The 17,175-nt window shown below is 73.7% G+C and carries 18 protein-coding genes; 7 read left to right on the top strand and 11 right to left on the bottom strand.

All coding sequences use genetic code 11. From position 1 onward, the window contains the following. Positions 1-133: 133 nt before the first annotated feature. Entirely contained in the window at positions 134-1,435 is a 1,302-nt protein-coding gene (locus M1R94_RS10690; RefSeq protein ID WP_249381676.1) for an ROK family transcriptional regulator, read from the bottom strand. 68 nt (positions 1,436-1,503) lie between these two features. Here M1R94_RS10690 and xylA point away from each other — a divergent pair, with 68 nt between their 5' ends. Beyond that, positions 1,504-2,691: a xylose isomerase gene (gene xylA, locus M1R94_RS10685; RefSeq protein ID WP_249381675.1), complete on the top strand. Its 1,188-nt coding sequence runs from the start codon at positions 1,504-1,506 to the stop codon at positions 2,689-2,691. 84 nt (positions 2,692-2,775) lie between these two features. Then, on the top strand, positions 2,776-4,257 hold the full coding sequence (xylB, locus tag M1R94_RS10680) for a xylulokinase (protein WP_249381674.1): 1,482 nt from the start codon (positions 2,776-2,778) through the stop codon (positions 4,255-4,257). 88 nt (positions 4,258-4,345) lie between these two features. Here xylB and M1R94_RS10675 read toward each other — a convergent pair whose 3' ends face one another. The 4 genes from M1R94_RS10675 to nadC form a co-directional block, all read right to left on the bottom strand. Further along, positions 4,346-4,678: a histone-like nucleoid-structuring protein Lsr2 gene (locus M1R94_RS10675; RefSeq protein WP_249381673.1), complete on the bottom strand. Its 333-nt coding sequence runs from the start codon at positions 4,676-4,678 to the stop codon at positions 4,346-4,348. Positions 4,679-4,782: 104 nt separating this feature from the next. After that, positions 4,783-4,953: a hypothetical protein gene (locus M1R94_RS10670; protein ID WP_249381672.1), complete on the bottom strand. Its 171-nt coding sequence runs from the start codon at positions 4,951-4,953 to the stop codon at positions 4,783-4,785. Positions 4,954-4,963: 10 nt separating this feature from the next. Then, the gene (gene lysS, locus M1R94_RS10665; RefSeq protein WP_249381768.1) at positions 4,964-6,409 is read right to left on the bottom strand and encodes a lysine--tRNA ligase; all 1,446 of its coding nucleotides are present in this window, start codon (positions 6,407-6,409) and stop codon (positions 4,964-4,966) included. A 120-nt stretch (positions 6,410-6,529) separates the two neighbouring features. Next, positions 6,530-7,438: a carboxylating nicotinate-nucleotide diphosphorylase gene (gene nadC / locus M1R94_RS10660; protein WP_249381671.1), complete on the bottom strand. Its 909-nt coding sequence runs from the start codon at positions 7,436-7,438 to the stop codon at positions 6,530-6,532. A gap of 147 nt (positions 7,439-7,585) precedes the next feature. Between nadC and M1R94_RS10655 the strand changes: the two genes are divergently transcribed. The 5 genes from M1R94_RS10655 (at position 7,586) to M1R94_RS10635 (ending at position 10,975) form a co-directional block, all read left to right on the top strand. Next, entirely contained in the window at positions 7,586-7,939 is a 354-nt protein-coding gene (locus M1R94_RS10655; protein WP_249381670.1) for a rhodanese-like domain-containing protein, read from the top strand. Between the two features lie 47 nt (positions 7,940-7,986). Further along, positions 7,987-8,250 (top strand): metal-sensitive transcriptional regulator, encoded by a 264-nt coding sequence (locus M1R94_RS10650; RefSeq protein WP_249381669.1) that lies wholly within the window; start codon positions 7,987-7,989, stop codon positions 8,248-8,250. Positions 8,251-8,257: 7 nt separating this feature from the next. Further along, a complete protein-coding gene (locus M1R94_RS10645; RefSeq protein WP_249381668.1) occupies positions 8,258-8,899 on the top strand; it encodes a class I SAM-dependent methyltransferase in 642 nt (213 codons plus the stop codon). Positions 8,900-8,964: 65 nt separating this feature from the next. Then, positions 8,965-10,647, top strand: a complete 1,683-nt coding sequence (locus M1R94_RS10640) for an FAD-dependent oxidoreductase (protein ID WP_249381667.1) — start codon at positions 8,965-8,967, stop codon at positions 10,645-10,647. 10 nt (positions 10,648-10,657) lie between these two features. After that, positions 10,658-10,975 (top strand): rhodanese-like domain-containing protein, encoded by a 318-nt coding sequence (locus M1R94_RS10635; protein WP_249381666.1) that lies wholly within the window; start codon positions 10,658-10,660, stop codon positions 10,973-10,975. Here the strand turns inward: M1R94_RS10635 and M1R94_RS10630 are convergent. From M1R94_RS10630 to M1R94_RS10605, 6 genes are read right to left on the bottom strand one after another with little or no spacing between them, the layout of a single operon-like run. Continuing rightward, positions 10,909-12,648 (bottom strand): L-aspartate oxidase, encoded by a 1,740-nt coding sequence (locus M1R94_RS10630; RefSeq protein ID WP_249381665.1) that lies wholly within the window; start codon positions 12,646-12,648, stop codon positions 10,909-10,911. The two genes, M1R94_RS10635 and M1R94_RS10630, sit on opposite strands and share 67 nt — an antisense overlap. Continuing rightward, positions 12,645-13,067, bottom strand: coding sequence for an aspartate 1-decarboxylase (panD, locus tag M1R94_RS10625; protein ID WP_249381767.1), 423 nt, complete (start codon positions 13,065-13,067; stop codon positions 12,645-12,647). The genes M1R94_RS10630 and panD overlap by 4 nt, the downstream gene beginning before the upstream one ends. Before the next feature lie 5 nt (positions 13,068-13,072). Continuing rightward, positions 13,073-13,987: a pantoate--beta-alanine ligase gene (panC, locus tag M1R94_RS10620; RefSeq protein WP_249381664.1), complete on the bottom strand. Its 915-nt coding sequence runs from the start codon at positions 13,985-13,987 to the stop codon at positions 13,073-13,075. Continuing rightward, positions 13,987-14,994 carry a Rossmann-like and DUF2520 domain-containing protein gene (locus M1R94_RS10615; protein ID WP_249381663.1) on the bottom strand — a complete coding sequence of 336 codons (1,008 nt, stop codon included), beginning with the start codon at positions 14,992-14,994 and terminating at the stop codon, positions 13,987-13,989. Before M1R94_RS10615 ends, panC begins: the two co-directional genes overlap by 1 nt. Further along, the gene (locus M1R94_RS10610; protein WP_249381662.1) at positions 14,991-16,655 is read right to left on the bottom strand and encodes a PH domain-containing protein; all 1,665 of its coding nucleotides are present in this window, start codon (positions 16,653-16,655) and stop codon (positions 14,991-14,993) included. Before M1R94_RS10610 ends, M1R94_RS10615 begins: the two co-directional genes overlap by 4 nt. Continuing rightward, positions 16,652-17,152 carry a PH domain-containing protein gene (locus M1R94_RS10605; RefSeq protein ID WP_249381661.1) on the bottom strand — a complete coding sequence of 167 codons (501 nt, stop codon included), beginning with the start codon at positions 17,150-17,152 and terminating at the stop codon, positions 16,652-16,654. Before M1R94_RS10605 ends, M1R94_RS10610 begins: the two co-directional genes overlap by 4 nt. Between the last annotated feature and the right edge of the window lie 23 nt (positions 17,153-17,175).

Below are 17,175 nucleotides of genomic sequence, written 5' to 3'. Positions count from 1 at the left end.
GGCCCGGCAATTTGTTGATCCAGTGACCATATTTACCTGCGCCGGGACCCACGAGGCCGTGGATCTTCGAGAGGTCCCGCGGTGATCCCGGAAAGCAGTCGACCTTCGCACGGCCACGCACCACGTCCGGACGTCAGCCGACGACGCGGTGCTCGCCCTCGACCAGGACACCAGGGTCGTCGACCACGGCCTGCAGCACGGCCAGGGCGCCGCCGGTCATCGCCGGGTACTGGCCCGCCTCCGCCACGCTCAGCTCGACGCTCGACCAGGGCGAGGAGATCACCCGGCGGTCCAGCTGCTCGAGCACTGCGTCCCGCAGGTACGGCGCGAGCTGGGCGTAGATCCCACCGAGCACGACGTGCTCGACGTCGACGATGTTGACCACGTTGGCCAGGGCCGCCCCCAGGGCCGATCCCCCGTGCCGCAGCGCCGCGAGGGCCGCGGCGTCGCCTGTCTCCGCGACCTCGGCCAGCCGGGACACCGGGGTCGCCCGGTCCAGGCCGGCCCCGTCGAGCAGCGCGTCCTGGCCTGCGTAGCGCTCGAGCGTCCCGCCCTCGTCGAACGCACCGGCGGTGCCCAGGACCGTGTGTCCGATCTCGCCGCTCCAGCCGTGGCGGCCACCGAAGATCCGGCCGTCCAGCACGATCGCGCCGCCGATCCCGACCTCGCCCGAGACGTACACGAAGCTGCTCGGCCCCGACCGTCGCCGCACGTGCGCCTCGGCGCGTGCCGCGAGGTTCGCCTCGTTGGCCAGTCGCGGCGGCACGCCCGCGAGCACCGGGTGGCGGGTGATCAGGCCGACGACGTCCAGGTCGCGCCAGCCCAGGTTGGGAGCCACCCGCAGCGGTCCCGTGACACGGTCGACCAGCCCCGGCAGCGCCAGGGCCGTCCCGACCAGGGTGACGCCGTCGGCGGAGAGCAGTGCGACCACGCCGCCGGCGAGGGTCGAGAGCCGGTCCAGCACGACGGCCGGGTCGCTGCCCCGGAAGTCGCCGAGCTCGACCCGCTCGCTGATCACCCTGCCCGCGAGGTCCACCGCCCGCACACCCAGGTAGTCGACGTTGACCTCCATGCCGACCGCGGCGATCGTCCCGCGCGCGGGAGCGAGCGGGACCGCGGGGCGTCCGGCCTTCTGCGAGGCCACCGGCTCGAGCTCGGAGACCATGCCCGCGGCGAGCAGCCGGTCGACCAGGGCCGAGACCGTCGCGCGGGTCAGGCCCGTGGTGGTCGCGATGTCCGCACGCGAGACGGGGGTCGGTGCGTCGAGGACCTCCCGCAGCACCAGGCCCAGGTTGTGCTGGCGCAGGCTCTGCTGCCGCGCGGCGCTGTCGACACGCCTGCCACCGCCGGTCCCCCGTGCAGAGCCGGCCGGCCCGCGGGAGAGTGCTCCCGTGGGGCTCGCGGGCCGGTCCCCCGCGCGGTGGCGCTGCTCCATGGCTTGACCCTACCCGCGGGAGCGCATAAGTTCATTCGAACAACAAATCTCGACGAGGAGAGATCGCCATGTCCCCGAAGCCCACCCCTGCCGACAAGTTCTCCTTCGGTCTGTGGACCGTCGGATGGGAGGCCCGCGACCAGTTCGGTGACGCGAGCCGGCCCTGGCTCGACCCGGTCGAGTCGGTGCACCGGCTCGCCGAGCTCGGCGCCGCGCACGTCACCTTCCACGACGACGACGTCGTCCCGTTCGGCTCGAACGCCGCCGACCGCGACCGCATCCTGGCCCGGTTCAAGGGCGCCCTGGCCGAGACCGGCATCACCGTCGAGATGGTCACCACCAACACCTTCAGCCACCCGATCTTCAAGGACGGGGCTTTCACCTCCAACGACCGCCAGGTCCGCCGCTACGGGCTGCGCAAGGTCGTCCGCAACGTCGACCTCGCCGCCGAGCTCGGCGCCGACACCTTCGTCATGTGGGGCGGCCGCGAAGGCGCCGAGTACGACTCCGCGAAGGACCTCAAGGCCGCGCACGACCGCTACGCCGAGGGCATCGACACCGTCGCCGCCTACATCAAGGACAAGGGCTACTCCCTGCGCATCGCGATCGAGCCCAAGCCCAACGAGCCGCGCGGTGACATCCTGCTGCCCACCGTCGGGCACGCGCTCGGCTTCATCGCCCAGCTCGAGCACGGCGACATCGTCGGGCTCAACCCCGAGACCGGCCACGAGCAGATGGCCGGACTCAACTACACCAGCGGCATCGCCCAGGCGCTGTGGTCGGACAAGCTCTTCCACATCGACCTCAACGGCCAGCGGTCCATCAAGTACGACCAGGACCTGGTCTTCGGCCACGGCGACCTGTTCTCGGCCTTCGCGACCGTCGACCTCGTCGAGAACGGCTTCCCGAGCGGCGGCCCGCGCTACGACGGCCCCCGCCACTTCGACTACAAGCCCTCGCGCACCGAGGACATGACCGGGGTCTGGGACTCGGCCGCGGCCAACATGAGCACCTACCTGCTGCTCAAGGAGCGGGCGCTGGCCTTCCGCGCCGACCCCGAGGTCACCGAGGCCCTCGAGGCCAGCAAGGTCTTCGAGCTCGCCCAGCCGACACTGGCCGAGGGCGAGACCCTCCAGGACCTGCTCGACGACCCGACCTCCTACGAGGAGCTCGACATCGACGAGGTCGCCGCGCGCGGCTTCCACTTCGTCCGGCTCAACCAGCTGGCCCTCGAGCACGCCATCGGCGCCCGCTGACCCACCGCACCGACGCACCGCCCGTCACCGACCGACGACCCACCGTGGCCGTCGGTCGGTGACGGCGCACGAGAGGAAGTCACCATGGCGCTCGTCGCCGGCGTGGACTCGTCCACGCAGTCCTGCAAGGTCGTGATCCGCGACGCCGACACCGGCGCCCTGGTCCGCAGCGGTCGCGCACCGCACCCCGAGGGCACCGAGATCGACCCCGCCCACTGGTGGGACGCCCTGCAGCAGGCCATCGCCCAGGCCGGTGGGCTCGACGACGTCGCCGCCGTCGCCGTCGGGGGCCAGCAGCACGGCATGGTCGCGCTGGACGCCGACGGGGCCGTCATCCGCCCCGCACTGCTGTGGAACGACACCCGCTCGGCCCAGGCGGCCACCGACCTGATCGCCGAGCTGGGCGGATCCAGCGCGGAGGACACCCCCGACCAGCACGACGGACCCACGGTCTGGGCCCAGGCCATCGGCTCCGTCCCGGTCGCCTCGCTGACCGTCACCAAGCTCCGATGGCTGCGCGACGCCGAGCCGCAGAACGCCGCACGGGTCGCCGCTGTCGCCCTGCCCCACGACTGGCTGACCTGGCGACTGGCCGGTCACGGCCCGGGTACCGACAGCCTCGACCAGCTCACCACCGACCGGTCCGACGCCTCGGGCACCGGCTACTGGTCGCCGTTCACCGGTGACTACCGACGCGACCTGCTGACCCTCGCCCTGGGGCACGACGCCGTGCTCCCCCGGGTGCTCGGACCGGCCGACGTCGCCCACACCCTCACCCGTGAGGGCAACCCCCTGCTGCTGGGGCCGGGCGCGGGCGACAACGCCGCCGCCGCTCTCGGGCTGGGCATGCGGCCCGGGGACGTCGCGGTCTCGATCGGGACCTCGGGCGTGGTCTCGGCGATCGCCGCCGCTCCCACGGCCGACCCGTCCGGCCTGGTCACCGGATTCGCCGACGCCACCGGGGCGTTCCTGCCCCTGGCCTGCACCCTCAACGCCTCCCGGGTGCTCGACGCCGCGGCCCGCATGCTCGGCGTCGACCACGCGGGGCTCAGCGACCTGGCCCTGTCAGCGCCAGCGGGGGCTGACGGTCTCGTGCTGGTCCCCTACCTCGAGGGCGAGCGGACCCCCAACCGGCCCGACGCGACCGGTGCGCTGCACGGGATGCGGCTGGCCAACACCACCCCGGCGCACCTCGCCCGGGCAGCCGTCGAGGGGATGCTCTGCGCTCTGGCCGACGGGCTCGACGCGCTGCGCGCCCAAGGTGTCCCGGTCGACCGCGTCCAGCTCATCGGTGGCGGCGCGCAGTCGGCCGCGGTCCGGCAGATCGCCCCGTCGGTGCTGGGGATCGAGGTCACCGTGCCCAGCCCCGGCGAGTACGTGGCCGACGGTGCGGCACGTCAGGCCGCCTGGGTGCTGGCCGCGAGCACCCAGCCGGTCGACGGTCCACCTGCGTGGGACCTGGCCGGGACGCAGGTGTACCCCGTCGAGGCAGGGTCCGAGGCCCACGCGGTGCGTGAGCAGTACGCGGCGGTCCGCGAGATGACCGCCGTCCACCCGGGCGCCTGAGCCCTGCCCACGACGTAGGACGGCCCGCCTGCTCCGGGAAGCAGGCGGGCCGTCCGACGGTCGCGGCACGGAGGCCGCGGGCAGTCGCTCAGCGTGCGTCGTACGCGGCCTTGACGTTGGCCGGGATGCGGCCACGGTCGCTCACCGTGAAGCCGTTCTGCCGGGCCCACTCACGGATCGCGGTCGAGTCGCCGCTCGAGGCGCGCCCGGTCCCCGACGTACGGCGGGTCCCGGTGCGAGAACGGCCACCCACGCGACGCGCGTGCCCGACCCACGAGGCGAAGGACTCACGCAGCTGTGCGGCGTTGGCCGTGTTCAGGTCGATCTCGTAGGTAACACCGTCGAGAGCGAAAGAAACCGTCTCGTCGGCGGAGCCACCATCAAGGTCGTCCACCAGGACGACCTGAACCTTCTGAGCCATGTAATGCCTTCTTCCGCGAGTCGCCGATCATTGACGGACAAAGCGTACCCCCGCCTCACGGAAAGCGCGCGCAGGCATTCCGGGATGTGAATTGCTCGCGTCAGCTACTCCGCATCGGCCGCGTGGGATTCCTTGCGCTCTGCGGCATCGAGCTGCGCCATGGCGATGCGCTCGCGCCGGTCGGCCTGGATCACCGATCGCATGGCCAGCCAGAACAGCAGACCGACACCGATCGAGGGGATCAGTGCGCCGACTGCGTGCAGGACGGTGCTCATGGCGCCGATCCTACGCGCCGGCCCCGGGGGTGGTCGGCTTGACCAGAGGGAACAGGATCGTCTCGCGGATGTTCAGGCCGGTGAGCGCCATGAGCAGCCGGTCGATCCCCATCCCCATGCCACCGGCCGGTGGCATCGCGTGCTCCATGGCCACCAGGAAGTCCTCGTCGAGCGGCATCGCCTCGTCGTCACCGGCGGCGGCCAGTCGCGCCTGCGCCTCGAAACGTTCGCGTTGGACCACCGGGTCGACGAGCTCGGAGTAGGCGGTCGCGGTCTCGATGCCCCGGATGTACAGGTCCCACTTCTCGACAGCGCCCGGGATGGTCCGGTGGTCGCGGGTGAGCGGGCTCGTGTCCACGGGGAAGTCCCGGACGAACGTGGGGGCGTGCAGGTGGTCACCCACGTGGTGCTCCCAGAGCTCTTCGACGAGCTTTCCATGATTCATCCGGGCGCGATCGATCTGCAGGTCGAACTGCTCGGTGAGCGCCAGGAGTCGGTCGACCGACGTCTGCGGGGTGATCTCCTCGCCGAGGGCCTGCGACAGCGACCCGTAGAGGCTGAGCGAGGCCCACGTGCCCCCGAGGTCGTACTCGGTGCCGTCGGCGAGGGTGACCAGCGTGGTGCCCAGCGCGTCCCGCGCGGCGGTCTGGACCAGGTCCTGCGTGAGGGCGGCCATCGTGTCGTAGTCGCCGTAGGCCTCGTAGGCCTCGAGCGTCGCGAACTCCGGGGAGTGCGTGGAGTCGGCGCCCTCGTTGCGGAAGCTGCGGTTGATCTCGAACACCCGCTCGATACCGCCCACCACGGCACGCTTGAGGAACAGCTCGGGGGCGATCCGCAGGTACAGCTCGAGGTCGTAGGCGTTCATCTGCGTGGTGAAGGGCCGCGCCGTCGCCCCGCCGGGCTGCGTCTGCAGCATGGGGGTCTCCACCTCGAGGTACCCGCGCCGGTGGAAGTTCTCCCGCAGCGACCGCACCACGGCCGCGCGCAGCCGGGCGGTGTCGCGAGCCGCCGGGCGCACGATGAGGTCGACGTACCGCTGCCTCACGCGGGCCTCCTCGGAGAGCTCCTTGTGCAGCACCGGCAGCGGACGCAGGGCCTTGGCGGCGATCTGCCAGTCGTCGGCGAAGACGCTGAGCTCCCCGCGTCGTGAGCTGATGACCGTCCCCCGGGCGAACAGGTGGTCGCCCAGGTCGACGTCGGTCTTGAACGTCGCCAACGACTCCTCGCCGACCACGGCCTGGCTGAGCATCACCTGGAGACGGAGCCCCGCGCCGTCCTGCACGGTCACGAAGCAGAGCTTGCCGGTGTTGCGCAGGAAGACCACCCGGCCGGCGACGCCGACGACGACGTCGGTCTCCTCCCCGGCCTCGAGCCCGCCATGCTCGGACCGGACCTGCTCGATCGTGCGGGTCACCGGGACCGAGACGGGGTAGGCCTGCCGGCCCTCGGCGAGCATCCTCTCGCGCTTGGCGTGACGGACGCGGATCTGCTCGGGGACGTCGAGGTCGCCCGGGGCGGTGGCGGCGCCGGTGGTGGTGCTGGGGTCCTGCGGTGCGGGTCGGGTCACCGCGCGAGTTTACCGAGGCGGCGAGGTCGCGAGGTCGCTCGCCACGAGATCGAGCGCCAGGTCCAGGATCGGCGACGAGTGGGTGAGACCGCCCACCGAGAGGTGGTCGACACCGGTCGCCGCGACCTCGGCCGCACGGTCGAGGGTGAGGTTGCCGGTGGCCTCGAGCTCGACGTGCCCGGTCTCGACCTCCCGGGCGCGGACCGCCGCCACGACCTCGGTCAGGACCGGCGTGGTCATGTTGTCCAGCAGCAGGAAACGGGCGCCCGCGTCGAGCGCCTCCATGGCCTGCTCGGGGGTGTCGGCCTCGACCTGGACCTCGACGTCGGGGAAGTGCTCGTGCACCGCGGCCACCGCTCGTGCGACCGACCCGGCCGCGACCACGTGGTTGTCCTTGACCATCGCGACGTCGTACAGGCCCATCCGCTTGTTGGTCCCGCCGCCGCAGCGCACCGCGTACTTCTCGAGCGCCCGCAGGCCGGGCGTGGTCTTGCGGGTGTCCAGCACGCTCGCCCCGGTACCGGCCAGCGCATCGGCCCAGCGTCGGGTGTGGGTCGCGACACCCGAGGCCCGGCTGGTCAGGTTGAGCAGGGTCCGCTCGGCCACGAGCAGCACCTGCACCGGGCCGGTGAGGACGGCCAGGACGTCGTGGGCCTGGACGACGGCGCCGTCTGCGACGACCTGCTCGACCGCGACGGCGCCCTGGCCGAGCCGCCCGGCGACCTGGGTCAGGACCTCGTCGACCAGCACGAGCCCGGCGACCACGCCGTCCTGGCGGGCGACCAGGTGCGCGGTCCCGGTGGCCAGGGCAGAGATGGTCGCCTGGGTCGTGACATCACGTCCGGGGGCCGGCCCGAGGTCCTCGTCGAGGGCGGTCGCGATGATCCGGGTCCAGACGCCGGCGAGGTCGGTGGTCACGGGGGCCACGCTACCGAGCGCTCGGCCGGTCCCGCGCGCGCGACCACCGCGGGCCCGACGCCCTCCCAGCCGAGCCTCCGCACGCCGGACCGATACCCATGGGGGTATAGTGAGCACCGATCGGACCCCACGACGGAAGGCGTGCCCATGCCCTCGCTCCTCGACCGGATCCTGCGTCGCGACCCCGACGCCCTGCCACGGACCGTCCGGGTCGACCGCGCGCTGGACCTCCTCGGCGACGGCGCCCTGCTGGTCGACGTGCGCGAGCCCGGGGAGTGGCGCTCAGGGCACGCGAGGCAGGCCAGGCACATCCCCCTGGGCCGTCTGGACTCCGAGGCGCGCCGCCTGCCCAAGGACCGTGCCGTGGTGGTGATGTGCGCGTCGGGCATGCGTTCGCGTGGCGCCGCAGCACGGCTGCGCGCAGAGGGATACCGTGCCACCAGCCTGTCCGGTGGGCTCGCCGCCTGGCGCGCCGCGGGCGGAGACGTCGTGACCCGATGACGACACCACACGAGACGGCCGTCCCCGGCGGCCCGAGGAGGCCCACGATGCAGCTCGACCCCGAGGAACTGACGGCCGTCATGAACCGGCTGCGCCGAGCCCAGGGACAGATCGGCGGCGTCCTGAGGATGCTCGAGGAGGGCGCCGACTGCGCCGACGTCGTCACCCAGCTCTCGGCGGCGTCCAAGGCGCTGGACCGGGCAGGGTTCGCGATCATCGCCACGGGCCTCGAGCAGTGCATCACCCTGGGCGACGAGGCGGCCGGCATCGACCGCGCCAAGCTCCAGAAGCTCTTCCTCTCGCTCGCCTGAGCCGTTGATGGACACGGCCGACTGGGACGAGCGCTACGCCGCCGCTGCCCCCTGGGGCAAGCAGCCGAACAGGTGGGTGCGACAGCACACCCAGGACCTGCCTCCCGGGCGCGCGCTGGACCTCGCCTCGGGGGACGGCCGCCATGCGCTGTGGCTCGCCGCCCGAGGCTGGCAGGTCGAGGCCGTCGACTTCTCCCGCGAGGCGCTCGCCCGCGGTCGCGCCGAGGCCTCGTCGCTGCCGACCAGCAGCCCTGACGGCCGACCGGTGGGCACGGTCCGCTGGACGGCTGCGGACCTCACCACGCACACCCCTGCCCCCGCGAGCGTCGACCTCGTGGTGGTCGCGTACCTGCACCTGCCCGAGCCCGCCCTGCGGTCGGTGCTCGGGCGCGCTGCGGACGCGCTCGCGCCGGGCGGGACCATCGTGGTGGTGGGCCACGACGAACGGAACCTGGCCGAGGGGGTCGGCGGCCCGCAGGACCCAGCCGTGCTGACCGACCCGGACCGTGTGGTCGCCGCGCTCAGCACGGCGGGCCTGGACGTGACGCTCGCGCAGGTCGCCGACCGGCCCGTGGAGGGTGCGACCCGGCCGGCCCTCGACACGGTCGTGGTGGCCACGGCCCCAGGACCCAGGTCCCGCGTGGAATAGATACCCCCAGGGGTATAGTTCTGCCCGGAGCAACCCGACCCAGCACGCCACACGTGAGGACTCACATGAAGATCGTCATCATCGGCGGAGTCGCCGGCGGCATGAGCGCGGCCGCCCGCGCCCGGCGGCTCGACGAGGACGCGCAGATCACCGTCCTCGAACGCGGTCCCTACGTGTCGTTCGCGAACTGCGGGCTGCCGTACCACCTGGGCGAGGAGATCACCGACCGGTCCTCGCTGCTCCTGCAGTCCCCCGAGTCGCTCCGTGCCTCCCTCGACCTCGACGTGCGCACCGGTCACGAGGCGACCTCGATCGACCCCGTCCGACGCATCGTGACCGTCCGTTCGGCCGCCGGGACCCAGGACCTCGACTACGACGCCCTGGTGCTGGCTCCCGGTGCGACCGCGATCCGCCCCCCGGTCCCCGGGCTCGACCTGCCCCAGGTCCACACCCTGCGGACCGTCCCCGACACCGACACCCTGCGCGCACTGGTCGACCAGGGTGCGCGGCGCGCTGTCGTGCTGGGCGCCGGGTTCATCGGGCTCGAGGCCGCCGAGGCGCTGCGGCTGCGCGGCCTCGAGGTCGACCTGGTGGACCTCGCCCCGCACGTGCTGCCGCCCCTGGACAGCGAGCTCGCGCAGCTCGTGGACGACGAGCTCAACGCCCACGGCGTACGGACCCGCGTCGGCGTCGCCGCCGAGTCGGTCGTCGCGACCCCCGGCGCCGACCACGCGGTCGAGGTCGCGCTGTCCGACGGCGCCCGTCTGCCGGCCGACGTCGTCGTGCTGTCCGTCGGGGTCCGGCCCGACAGCTCCCTGGCGACACAGGCCGGGCTCGAGACCACCCCCGGGGGCGCGATCGTCGTCGACGCGACCCAGCGCACCTCCGACTCCCACATCTGGGCCGTCGGCGACGCGACCGCCGTCCGCGGCGTGACCGGGACCCTCGCCCCCGTCCCCCTCGCCGGGCCGGCCAACCGCCAGGGCCGACGCGCGGCCGACTCCCTGCTCGGGCGGCTCGACCCGGCCCGTGCCGCGCGGCCGGTGCTCGGCACCGCGGTGGTGCGGGTCTTCGGGCTCACCGCCGCCCTGACCGGCGCCTCCCAGCACACCCTGCGCACCAGCGGTGTCCCCCACCACGTGGTCCACGTGCACCCCGGCCACCACGCCGGGTACTTCCCCGGCGCCGAGCAGGTGCACCTGACCGTCACCTTCGCACTCGACGGACGGCTGCTGGGTGCCCAGGCGGTCGGCCGTGAAGGCGTCGACAAGCGCATCGACGTCCTCGCCACCGCGCTGACCGCGCAGCTCACCATGGACGACGTCGCCGAGCTCGAGCTCGCCTACGCCCCGCCCTACGGATCGGCCAAGGACGCGGTCAACATGGCGGGCTTCGTCGCGCAGAACGTGCTCGACGGCTCCCTGCGTCTCTGGTACCCCGAGGACCTCGAGAAGGTGCTGGACACCATGCTGGTGCTCGACGTGCGCTCCCCCGCGGAGTACGCCGGTGGCCACCTGCCGGGGGCCCTGAACATCCCGCACACCGAGCTCCGTCAGCGCCTCGAGGAGGTGCGGACCGCCGCCGGGGACCGTCCCGTGCGGGTCCACTGCGCGAGCGGGTTCCGCTCCTACCTGGCTCACCGCGTGCTCGACCACGCCGGGTTCGACTCCGCGAACCTCTCCGGTGGCATGCTGACCCTGCGGGCGGCCCGTCCCGACCTGGCCCTCGTCACCGACCGGACCACCTGAGGAAGAACCGATGCGCGAGATCGACACCCCCACCCTGCACGGGTTGCTCGGGGACCCCGAGACGACGACCGCCCGCACCGTGATCGACGTCCGCGAGGACCACGAGTACGCCGCGGGTCACGTCCCCGGGGCGCTCAGCATCCCGCTGACGCAGTTCGTCGACCGCGTCACCGAGGTCACCAGCCTGCCCGGCGAGGTCTACCTCATCTGCGAGTCGGGTGGACGCTCGGCGCAGGTCACCGCGTGGCTGGGACAGCAGGGCTACGACGTGGCCAACGTGGCGGGCGGAACGGGCGCCTGGCGAGCAGCGGGGTACCCCGTCGAGTGAGTGATCGGCATCGACCCGTCCGGGTCGATGCCCGCCACCAGCCGTAACCGCCAGGCCTCGTCCGCGGCGGGGAAGTCCTGCCGGTAGTGCCCTCCCCGGCTCTCGGTGCGCTCGGCGGCGAGAGCGGTCAGCACCGTGGCGACCTGGTGGACGTTGGTGGTCTCCCACTCCGCGGTCTGCGGGGCGGCCACGACCCCGGGCACCTCGTGCGCCCGGGTGTGAACCGCGGCCAGCGCACGGGCCGCCTCCGCGAGCCCCTCGGCGGTGCGGATCACCCCCGGCCCGTTCTGCGCGATCCGCTGCACCCGGGTGCGCACCGTGGCCGCGACCAGGGTCGGCTCACCCCCGCGCTGCTGCGGCTCGAGCTGAGGGAGGTCACCCGAGGTGACCCGCTCGGCCACCTGCGTCGCGGCCCGGTGGGCGAAGACCAGGCCCTCGAGCAACGAGTTGGAGGCCAGCCGGTTGGCCCCGTGCACCCCGGTGCACGCGACCTCCCCGACGGCGTACAGGCCGTCCACCGAGGCCCGGCCGTGCAGGTCGGTGACCACGCCTCCCGAGTGGTAGTGCTGGGCAGGGGCGACCGGCACCAGGTCGGTCGCGAGGTCGATCCCCTCGGCCCCGAGCCGGTCGGCGATGGTCGGGAAGCGTCGCGCCAGGAAGTCCCCGCCCAGGTGCCGGGCGTCCAGGAAGACGTGGTCGGAGCCGGTGGCAGCCATCCGGCGGACGATCGCGTGCGCGACGACGTCGCGCGGAGCGAGCTCGGCCAGCGGGTGCACCTCGGGCATGAAGCGGAAGCCGTCGGTGTCGAGCAGCAGCGCCCCCTCCCCCCGCACCGCCTCCGAGACCAGCGGCAGCTGCCCCTTGACCCCGGCACCCATCCACAGCACGGTCGGGTGGAACTGCACGAACTCGACGTCACCGACCAGGGCTCCTGCCCGCAGCGCCGCCGCCAGCCCGTCCCCGGTGGCCTGCGCGGGGTTGGTCGACGACTGGAAGACCTGCCCGATGCCTCCGGTGGCCAGCACCACGGCACGGCCCAGCACCGCGCCGACGCCGTCCCGCGTGCCCTCGCCGATGACGTGCAGCGTGACCCCGCACACCGGCCCGGGTCGGCCGTCGGCATCGCTCGGGCCGGTCAGCAGGTCGAGCACCAACGCGTGCTCGATGACCTCGATCCCGGGATCGGTGCGCACCGCGTCGAGCTGGGCGATCAGCGCCCGGGAGATCTCGGCCCCCGTCGCATCACCCCCCGCGTGGACGATCCTGTCCGCCCCGTGGCCCCCTTCACGGGTCAGCGCCAGGGTCCCGTCGGCGTCGGTGTCGAAGCGCGCACCCTGCGCGACCATCTCCCGCACCCGCCCGGGGCCCTCGGTGACGAGCACGTCGACCGCTGCGGGGTCGCACAGCCCTCCACCGGCCGCCAGCGTGTCCGCGTGGTGCGCCGCCGGGGAGTCCTCGGGGTGCAGCGCCGCGGCGATCCCCCCCTGCGCCCACATCGTCGAGCCCGAGCCGAGCGCACCCTTGGTCACCAGCAGCACCCTGGGCACGCGGCTGCGCAGCCGCAGTGCTGCGGTCAGGCCGGCGATGCCCGAGCCGACCACGACCACGTCGGCCGAGGTCGTCCATCCCGGCTCGGGCGCCGCGAGGCGACGGGCGAGCCGCACCGTGCTCATCGCGGGCCCGCGGCCCAGTCGGTCGCCTCCGACCGGAGCCCCGCGGGCGCCGCCCCCGGGTCGCCGCCGATCTCGACGATCGCGTTCGCAGCGTCCACGTGGACCACGTGCGGGGCGTAGGTGCGCGCCTCGGCGTCCGTCAGGACACCGTAGGAGATGACGATCACGAGGTCCCCCGGGTGCACCAGGTGGGCGGCGGCGCCGTTGATCCCCACGACCCCCGACCCGGCCTCCCCGGCGATCGCGTAGGTGGTCAGCCTCGCACCGTTCGTGATGTCCACGACGTCGACCTGCTGGCCCGGGAGCAGGTCGGCAGCGGCCATCAGGTCGGCGTCCAGGGTGATCGACCCGACGTAGTCGAGATCGGCGTGGGTCACCGTGGCCCGGTGGATCTTGCCGGTCATCATCGTCCGCAGCATCGTCATCACGGTCCTTCCTGGGCCCGGGGGCGGAGGTCGAGCAGCACGTTGTCGATCAGGCGGGTGGGACCCGACCGCCCCGCGACGGCGAGCAGCGCGGGCCCGTGGTGCGCGGGGCCGACCTCGGCCGCCGAGGCCGGGTCGACCAGGGCGACGTAGTCCATCACGAGCCCCGGCTCGACCGCCAGCACCTCCGACGCCGCCCCGAGCACCTGCATCGCCCCACCGCCCTGCGCAGCAGCACGTCCGGCCGCTGCCAGTGCCCTGGACAACGCCCGGGCCGCCACACGTTGTTCCGGGTCGAGGTAGGCGTTGCGGGAGGACAGCGCGACGCCGTCCTCGTCGCGCACCGTGGGCGCACCGACGACCTCGACGTCGAGGTCCAGGTCGGCGACCATGCGCCGGATCAGCATGAGCTGCTGCGCGTCCTTCTGACCGAAGACCGCCACATCGGCCTCGGTGAGGTGCAGCAGCTTGAGCACCACGGTCAGCATCCCGTCGAAGTGCCCAGGTCGCAGGGCACCCTCGAGCAGCTCACCGGTGCGACCGGCGTGCACCCGCACCTCGGGCTCGCCGTCGGGGTACATCTCGCCCGCGTCGGGGGTGAAGACGACGTCCACCCGCGCCCCGGCGAGGAGCTCGAGGTCGCGCGGGAGGTCCCGCGGGTACTGGTCGAGGTCCTCCGTGGGGCCGAACTGCAACGGGTTCACGAAGATCGTCACCACGACCTGGTCGGCGAGCTCGCGTGCCGCGTGCACCAGCGACAGGTGTCCCGCGTGCAGGGCCCCCATGGTCATCACCACCGCGCGCCGCCCGGCACGACGGTCGGCGAGGGCGTCGCGCAGCTCGGCGCGGGTTCGCACCACCCGCGGGGCGGGGAACGCAGGGGCGCCGCGTCCGGCCGTCGACGACGTCGTCATCAGCCCTCACCGTGCGGGGGGTCGGTGGGCCTCGCCGTGCCAGGGGCGGACGGCGGCGCGAGCACGTCCAGGAGACGCTCGGCCTGGTCGGTGCCGATCCTGCCTCCGGCGAGCGCGCGGCCGGTGGCCGCGCGCGCCAGCGCCCGGTACGCGGCCGGCAGGTCTGATGCGGTGACGTCCCGCGCGGCCAGCGCCGTCAGCTGGTCCAGGTGCGCACGCACCGTACCCGCGTCCCCACGCACCACCGGGCCGGTCAGGCTCGCCACGCCGCTCGCTCCGACCGCCGTCCCGTCCCCCGCGTGGTGCGCGGTCCGTACCGCACTGTCCAGCGCTGCGGTGAGCAGCGGGCCCAGCACCCGGTCCGGGGCGGCCACCCCCGCGGCGGCGAGCGCCTGCGCGGCCTGCGCGACGAGCACACCCAGGTGGTTCGCCCCGTGGGCCAGGGCCGCGTGGTAGAGCGGGCGGGCCGCCTCGGCCACGACCACCGGCTCACCGCCGACCTCGACGACCAGCGCCTGCCCGATCGGCAGCACCGGCCCCGGCCCGGTCACCGCGAAGGTGCAGCCGACCAGCCGGGCCAGGTCCAGCGAGGTCCCGCTGAAGGTCATCGCCGGGTGGATCGCGAGCGGGATGATCCCGGCCGGACGGGCGGCCGCGAGCACCTCGGTGCCGAGCGCCCCCGCGGTGTGCACCACGATCTGGCCGGGCTGCCACGCGCCGAGCGCGGCCAGGCCCGAGACGAGGTCCGCGAGCGCGTCGTCCGGCACGGTCAGGAGCACGAGCTCGGCCCGCTCGACGACGTCGGTGACCTCCAGGACGGGCACCCCGGGCAGCAGGGTGTCGATGCGCTCGCGGCTCGCAGCCGAGATTCCGCTCGCCCCGACCACCGCGTGGCCCGCGGCCCGCAGCGCGCTGCCCAGCACCGATCCAACCCGTCCCGCGCCCACCACACCCACGCCGAGGCGTCCGGGAGCGGTCCGTGCGTCGAGGGGCTGTGCCTCGCTCACGAGGGCGGAGGAGGGGTCGGCGGCACGAACGGCGGTGCGGACGGCGCAGCGGGCGGCGGCGGGGGCGGGGTCGGTCCGCCGTACAAGGGCGCGGGCGGGACCGTGTCGGAGGGCGGGGATGTCTCGGAGGGCAGCGGGGCTGCCACGGGCGACTGCTCCTCGACGCGCCGCAGCTCGACCATCCACTGCTCGGGGCCGGCCGACGCGCGCGCCGTCCGGGCACGGCGCGCCTGCTCGGCCATCAGCTCACCCGCACGGTCGGCGTCGAGGTGCTGGACGGCCGGGACCACCGGCCCGGGGGTCGAGTGCAGCGCGAAGGACGCCAGCCCGAGCCGGCGCTGCAGCGGACCCTGCACGATCCCCAGCGACTGGGTGCGCTCGTGCGGGACGACGACGAGCTGCCGCACGAAACGACCTGAGCGTGCCAGCAGCGCGCGGTCGGTCAACGTGTACCCGTTGCGCCGCCAGGACCACGGGTCGAGCCAGCGGGCGCGCCGCGGGCTGGTCACGAAACCCTGCTCGTCACCGTCACCGCTCAGCGCCGCGTCGAGCACGGCGCGCGGGTCCTCGCTGCCCAGGTCCGGCAGCACCAGCCACAGGGCCAGCAGCGCCTCGTCCCGATCGCCCACCGGGAGCAGGACCGTCTCCTTCATCTGGTCCTCGAGGCCGTAGCCGGCGACGTTGATCTGGACCCGCCACCAGTCCTTGCGGCGCCACAGGAGGGCCTGGGAGAGCCGGACGGCCTGGACCCGCCCCGGGGGAACCGTCTGCGCCCGGGACTCGAGCAGGCCGTGCCGCAGCCGCACGCCGTCGGGCGACTGCGCGGCCCGGAAGCCGAACTCCCCGGCGAAGCGCTGCCAGACGTACCCGGCGGCGCCCAGCGCGACCGGGAACAGCGCGATCACGGCCCCGAACTCCCTGGTCACCGCGATCACCACGACGATCGCGATCAGCCCGAGCAGCGCGAAGACGGTCGCGATCGAGCGGATCAGCGACCCCACGAGTCGTCCCGGCGTGACGGCCAGGACCTCACGCTCGGGTGCGGCCTCGACCACGGGCCGCGCGCCCTCGCTGCCGTCGTCGGTGCCCAGGACGACACCGGCGGCGCGGGCCAGCAGCTCGTTGCGCAGGGCCTGCGCGTCGGACTCCTTGAGGAAGGACAGCCGCACCGCGGAGTCGGCGCCCCCGGCGACCTCGAGCTTGAGCTCAGCCAGCCCGAGCAGACGGGCCAGCACGGGCTGGGTCACGTCGATGGCCTGCACCCGGTCGAGCCGAGCAGTGCGCTGCTGGCGGTAGAGCACCCCCGTCTTGAGGTAGACGGACTCGGCATCGATCGCGTAGCGCGTCATCCGCCAGGCGATCGCGGCATAGCCGAAGCCGATCAGGGCACCCGCCAGCAGCACCCCGACCACCGGGAGGATCCCCACGCTCTCGTAGACGTCCTGCGCGTCGCGCAGGTTCTGGCTGGCCTGCTGCGCGCCGATGGCGAGCAGCACGACCACGACCTTCCACCCCTTGACCGCCGGGGTGACCGGGTGGACGCGCCGCCAGGCCAGCGCGGGCCGCTCGCCCACGGCGGTGGCGGTCGTCGTGACGGCGGTCGGGGCGGCAGGGTCAGCGGGGCCGTCCGCCCTCGCACCGACCTCGTCGGGCCCGTTCACAGCCCGGCCAGCTGCGCCTCGCCGCGTGCGGCCAGGCGGTCACGCACACGTTCGGCCTCGACCGGGACCAGTCCGGGGATCGCCGCGTCGCTGCTCGGCGATGCCGTGTGCAGCTGGACCCGCGCGATGCCGAGCCACCGGTCCATCGGTCCTGCCTGGACGTCGACGAACTGCATCCGCCCGTAGGGCACCACGACGAGCGACCTCATCAGCACGCCCTTGCGGATGAGGAGGTCGTCGTCCCGCTCGGCGTAGCCGATCGCACGGACCTGCCGGGGGATCACCACGACGCACCACAGGGCGAGTGCCGCGACCACCGCGGGCACGGCCCACAGACCGGGGACGCCGCTCAGCACCGCGGCAACGACCCCACCGGCGAAGGGGACGACCAGCACGAACCCGAGGGTGATCAGCCGGACGGTGACCAGCCGCGGGGAGACCCGCTGCCACTGGACACCGGCGGGGTCGAACGGTCCTGGGGACGCGGACGCACTCATGGCACCCATCCTTGCACCACCCC

Source organism: Actinotalea alkalitolerans, from assembly GCF_023369855.1.
Lineage (GTDB): Bacteria > Actinomycetota > Actinomycetes > Actinomycetales > Cellulomonadaceae > Actinotalea.
The sequence above is the reverse complement of the archived record's forward strand: the minus strand, read 5'-3'. Positions and strand labels throughout refer to the sequence as shown.

Bases quoted from the DNA above. Each gene is read 5' to 3' on its own strand.
- M1R94_RS10670 (WP_249381672.1), bottom strand. From the start codon at position 4,953: ATGAGCACCGTCCTGCACGCAGTCGGCGCACTGATCCCCTCGATCGGT.
- xylB (WP_249381674.1), top strand. From the start codon at position 2,776: ATGGCGCTCGTCGCCGGCGTGGACTCGTCCACGCAGTCCTGCAAGGTC.
- panC (WP_249381664.1), bottom strand. From the start codon at position 13,987: ATGACGACGTCGTCGACGGCCGGACGCGGCGCCCCTGCGTTCCCCGCC.
- M1R94_RS10605 (WP_249381661.1), bottom strand. From the start codon at position 17,152: ATGAGTGCGTCCGCGTCCCCAGGACCGTTCGACCCCGCCGGTGTCCAG.
- M1R94_RS10645 (WP_249381668.1), top strand. From the start codon at position 8,258: ATGGACACGGCCGACTGGGACGAGCGCTACGCCGCCGCTGCCCCCTGG.
- M1R94_RS10635 (WP_249381666.1), top strand. From the start codon at position 10,658: ATGCGCGAGATCGACACCCCCACCCTGCACGGGTTGCTCGGGGACCCC.
- panD (WP_249381767.1), bottom strand. From the start codon at position 13,067: ATGCTGCGGACGATGATGACCGGCAAGATCCACCGGGCCACGGTGACC.
- xylA (WP_249381675.1), top strand. From the start codon at position 1,504: ATGTCCCCGAAGCCCACCCCTGCCGACAAGTTCTCCTTCGGTCTGTGG.
- M1R94_RS10650 (WP_249381669.1), top strand. From the start codon at position 7,987: ATGCAGCTCGACCCCGAGGAACTGACGGCCGTCATGAACCGGCTGCGC.
- M1R94_RS10640 (WP_249381667.1), top strand. From the start codon at position 8,965: ATGAAGATCGTCATCATCGGCGGAGTCGCCGGCGGCATGAGCGCGGCC.
- M1R94_RS10690 (WP_249381676.1), bottom strand. From the start codon at position 1,435: ATGGAGCAGCGCCACCGCGCGGGGGACCGGCCCGCGAGCCCCACGGGA.
- M1R94_RS10655 (WP_249381670.1), top strand. From the start codon at position 7,586: ATGCCCTCGCTCCTCGACCGGATCCTGCGTCGCGACCCCGACGCCCTG.
- M1R94_RS10675 (WP_249381673.1), bottom strand. From the start codon at position 4,678: ATGGCTCAGAAGGTTCAGGTCGTCCTGGTGGACGACCTTGATGGTGGC.
- lysS (WP_249381768.1), bottom strand. From the start codon at position 6,409: ATGCTCGCCGAGGGCCGGCAGGCCTACCCCGTCTCGGTCCCGGTGACC.
- M1R94_RS10630 (WP_249381665.1), bottom strand. From the start codon at position 12,648: ATGAGCACGGTGCGGCTCGCCCGTCGCCTCGCGGCGCCCGAGCCGGGA.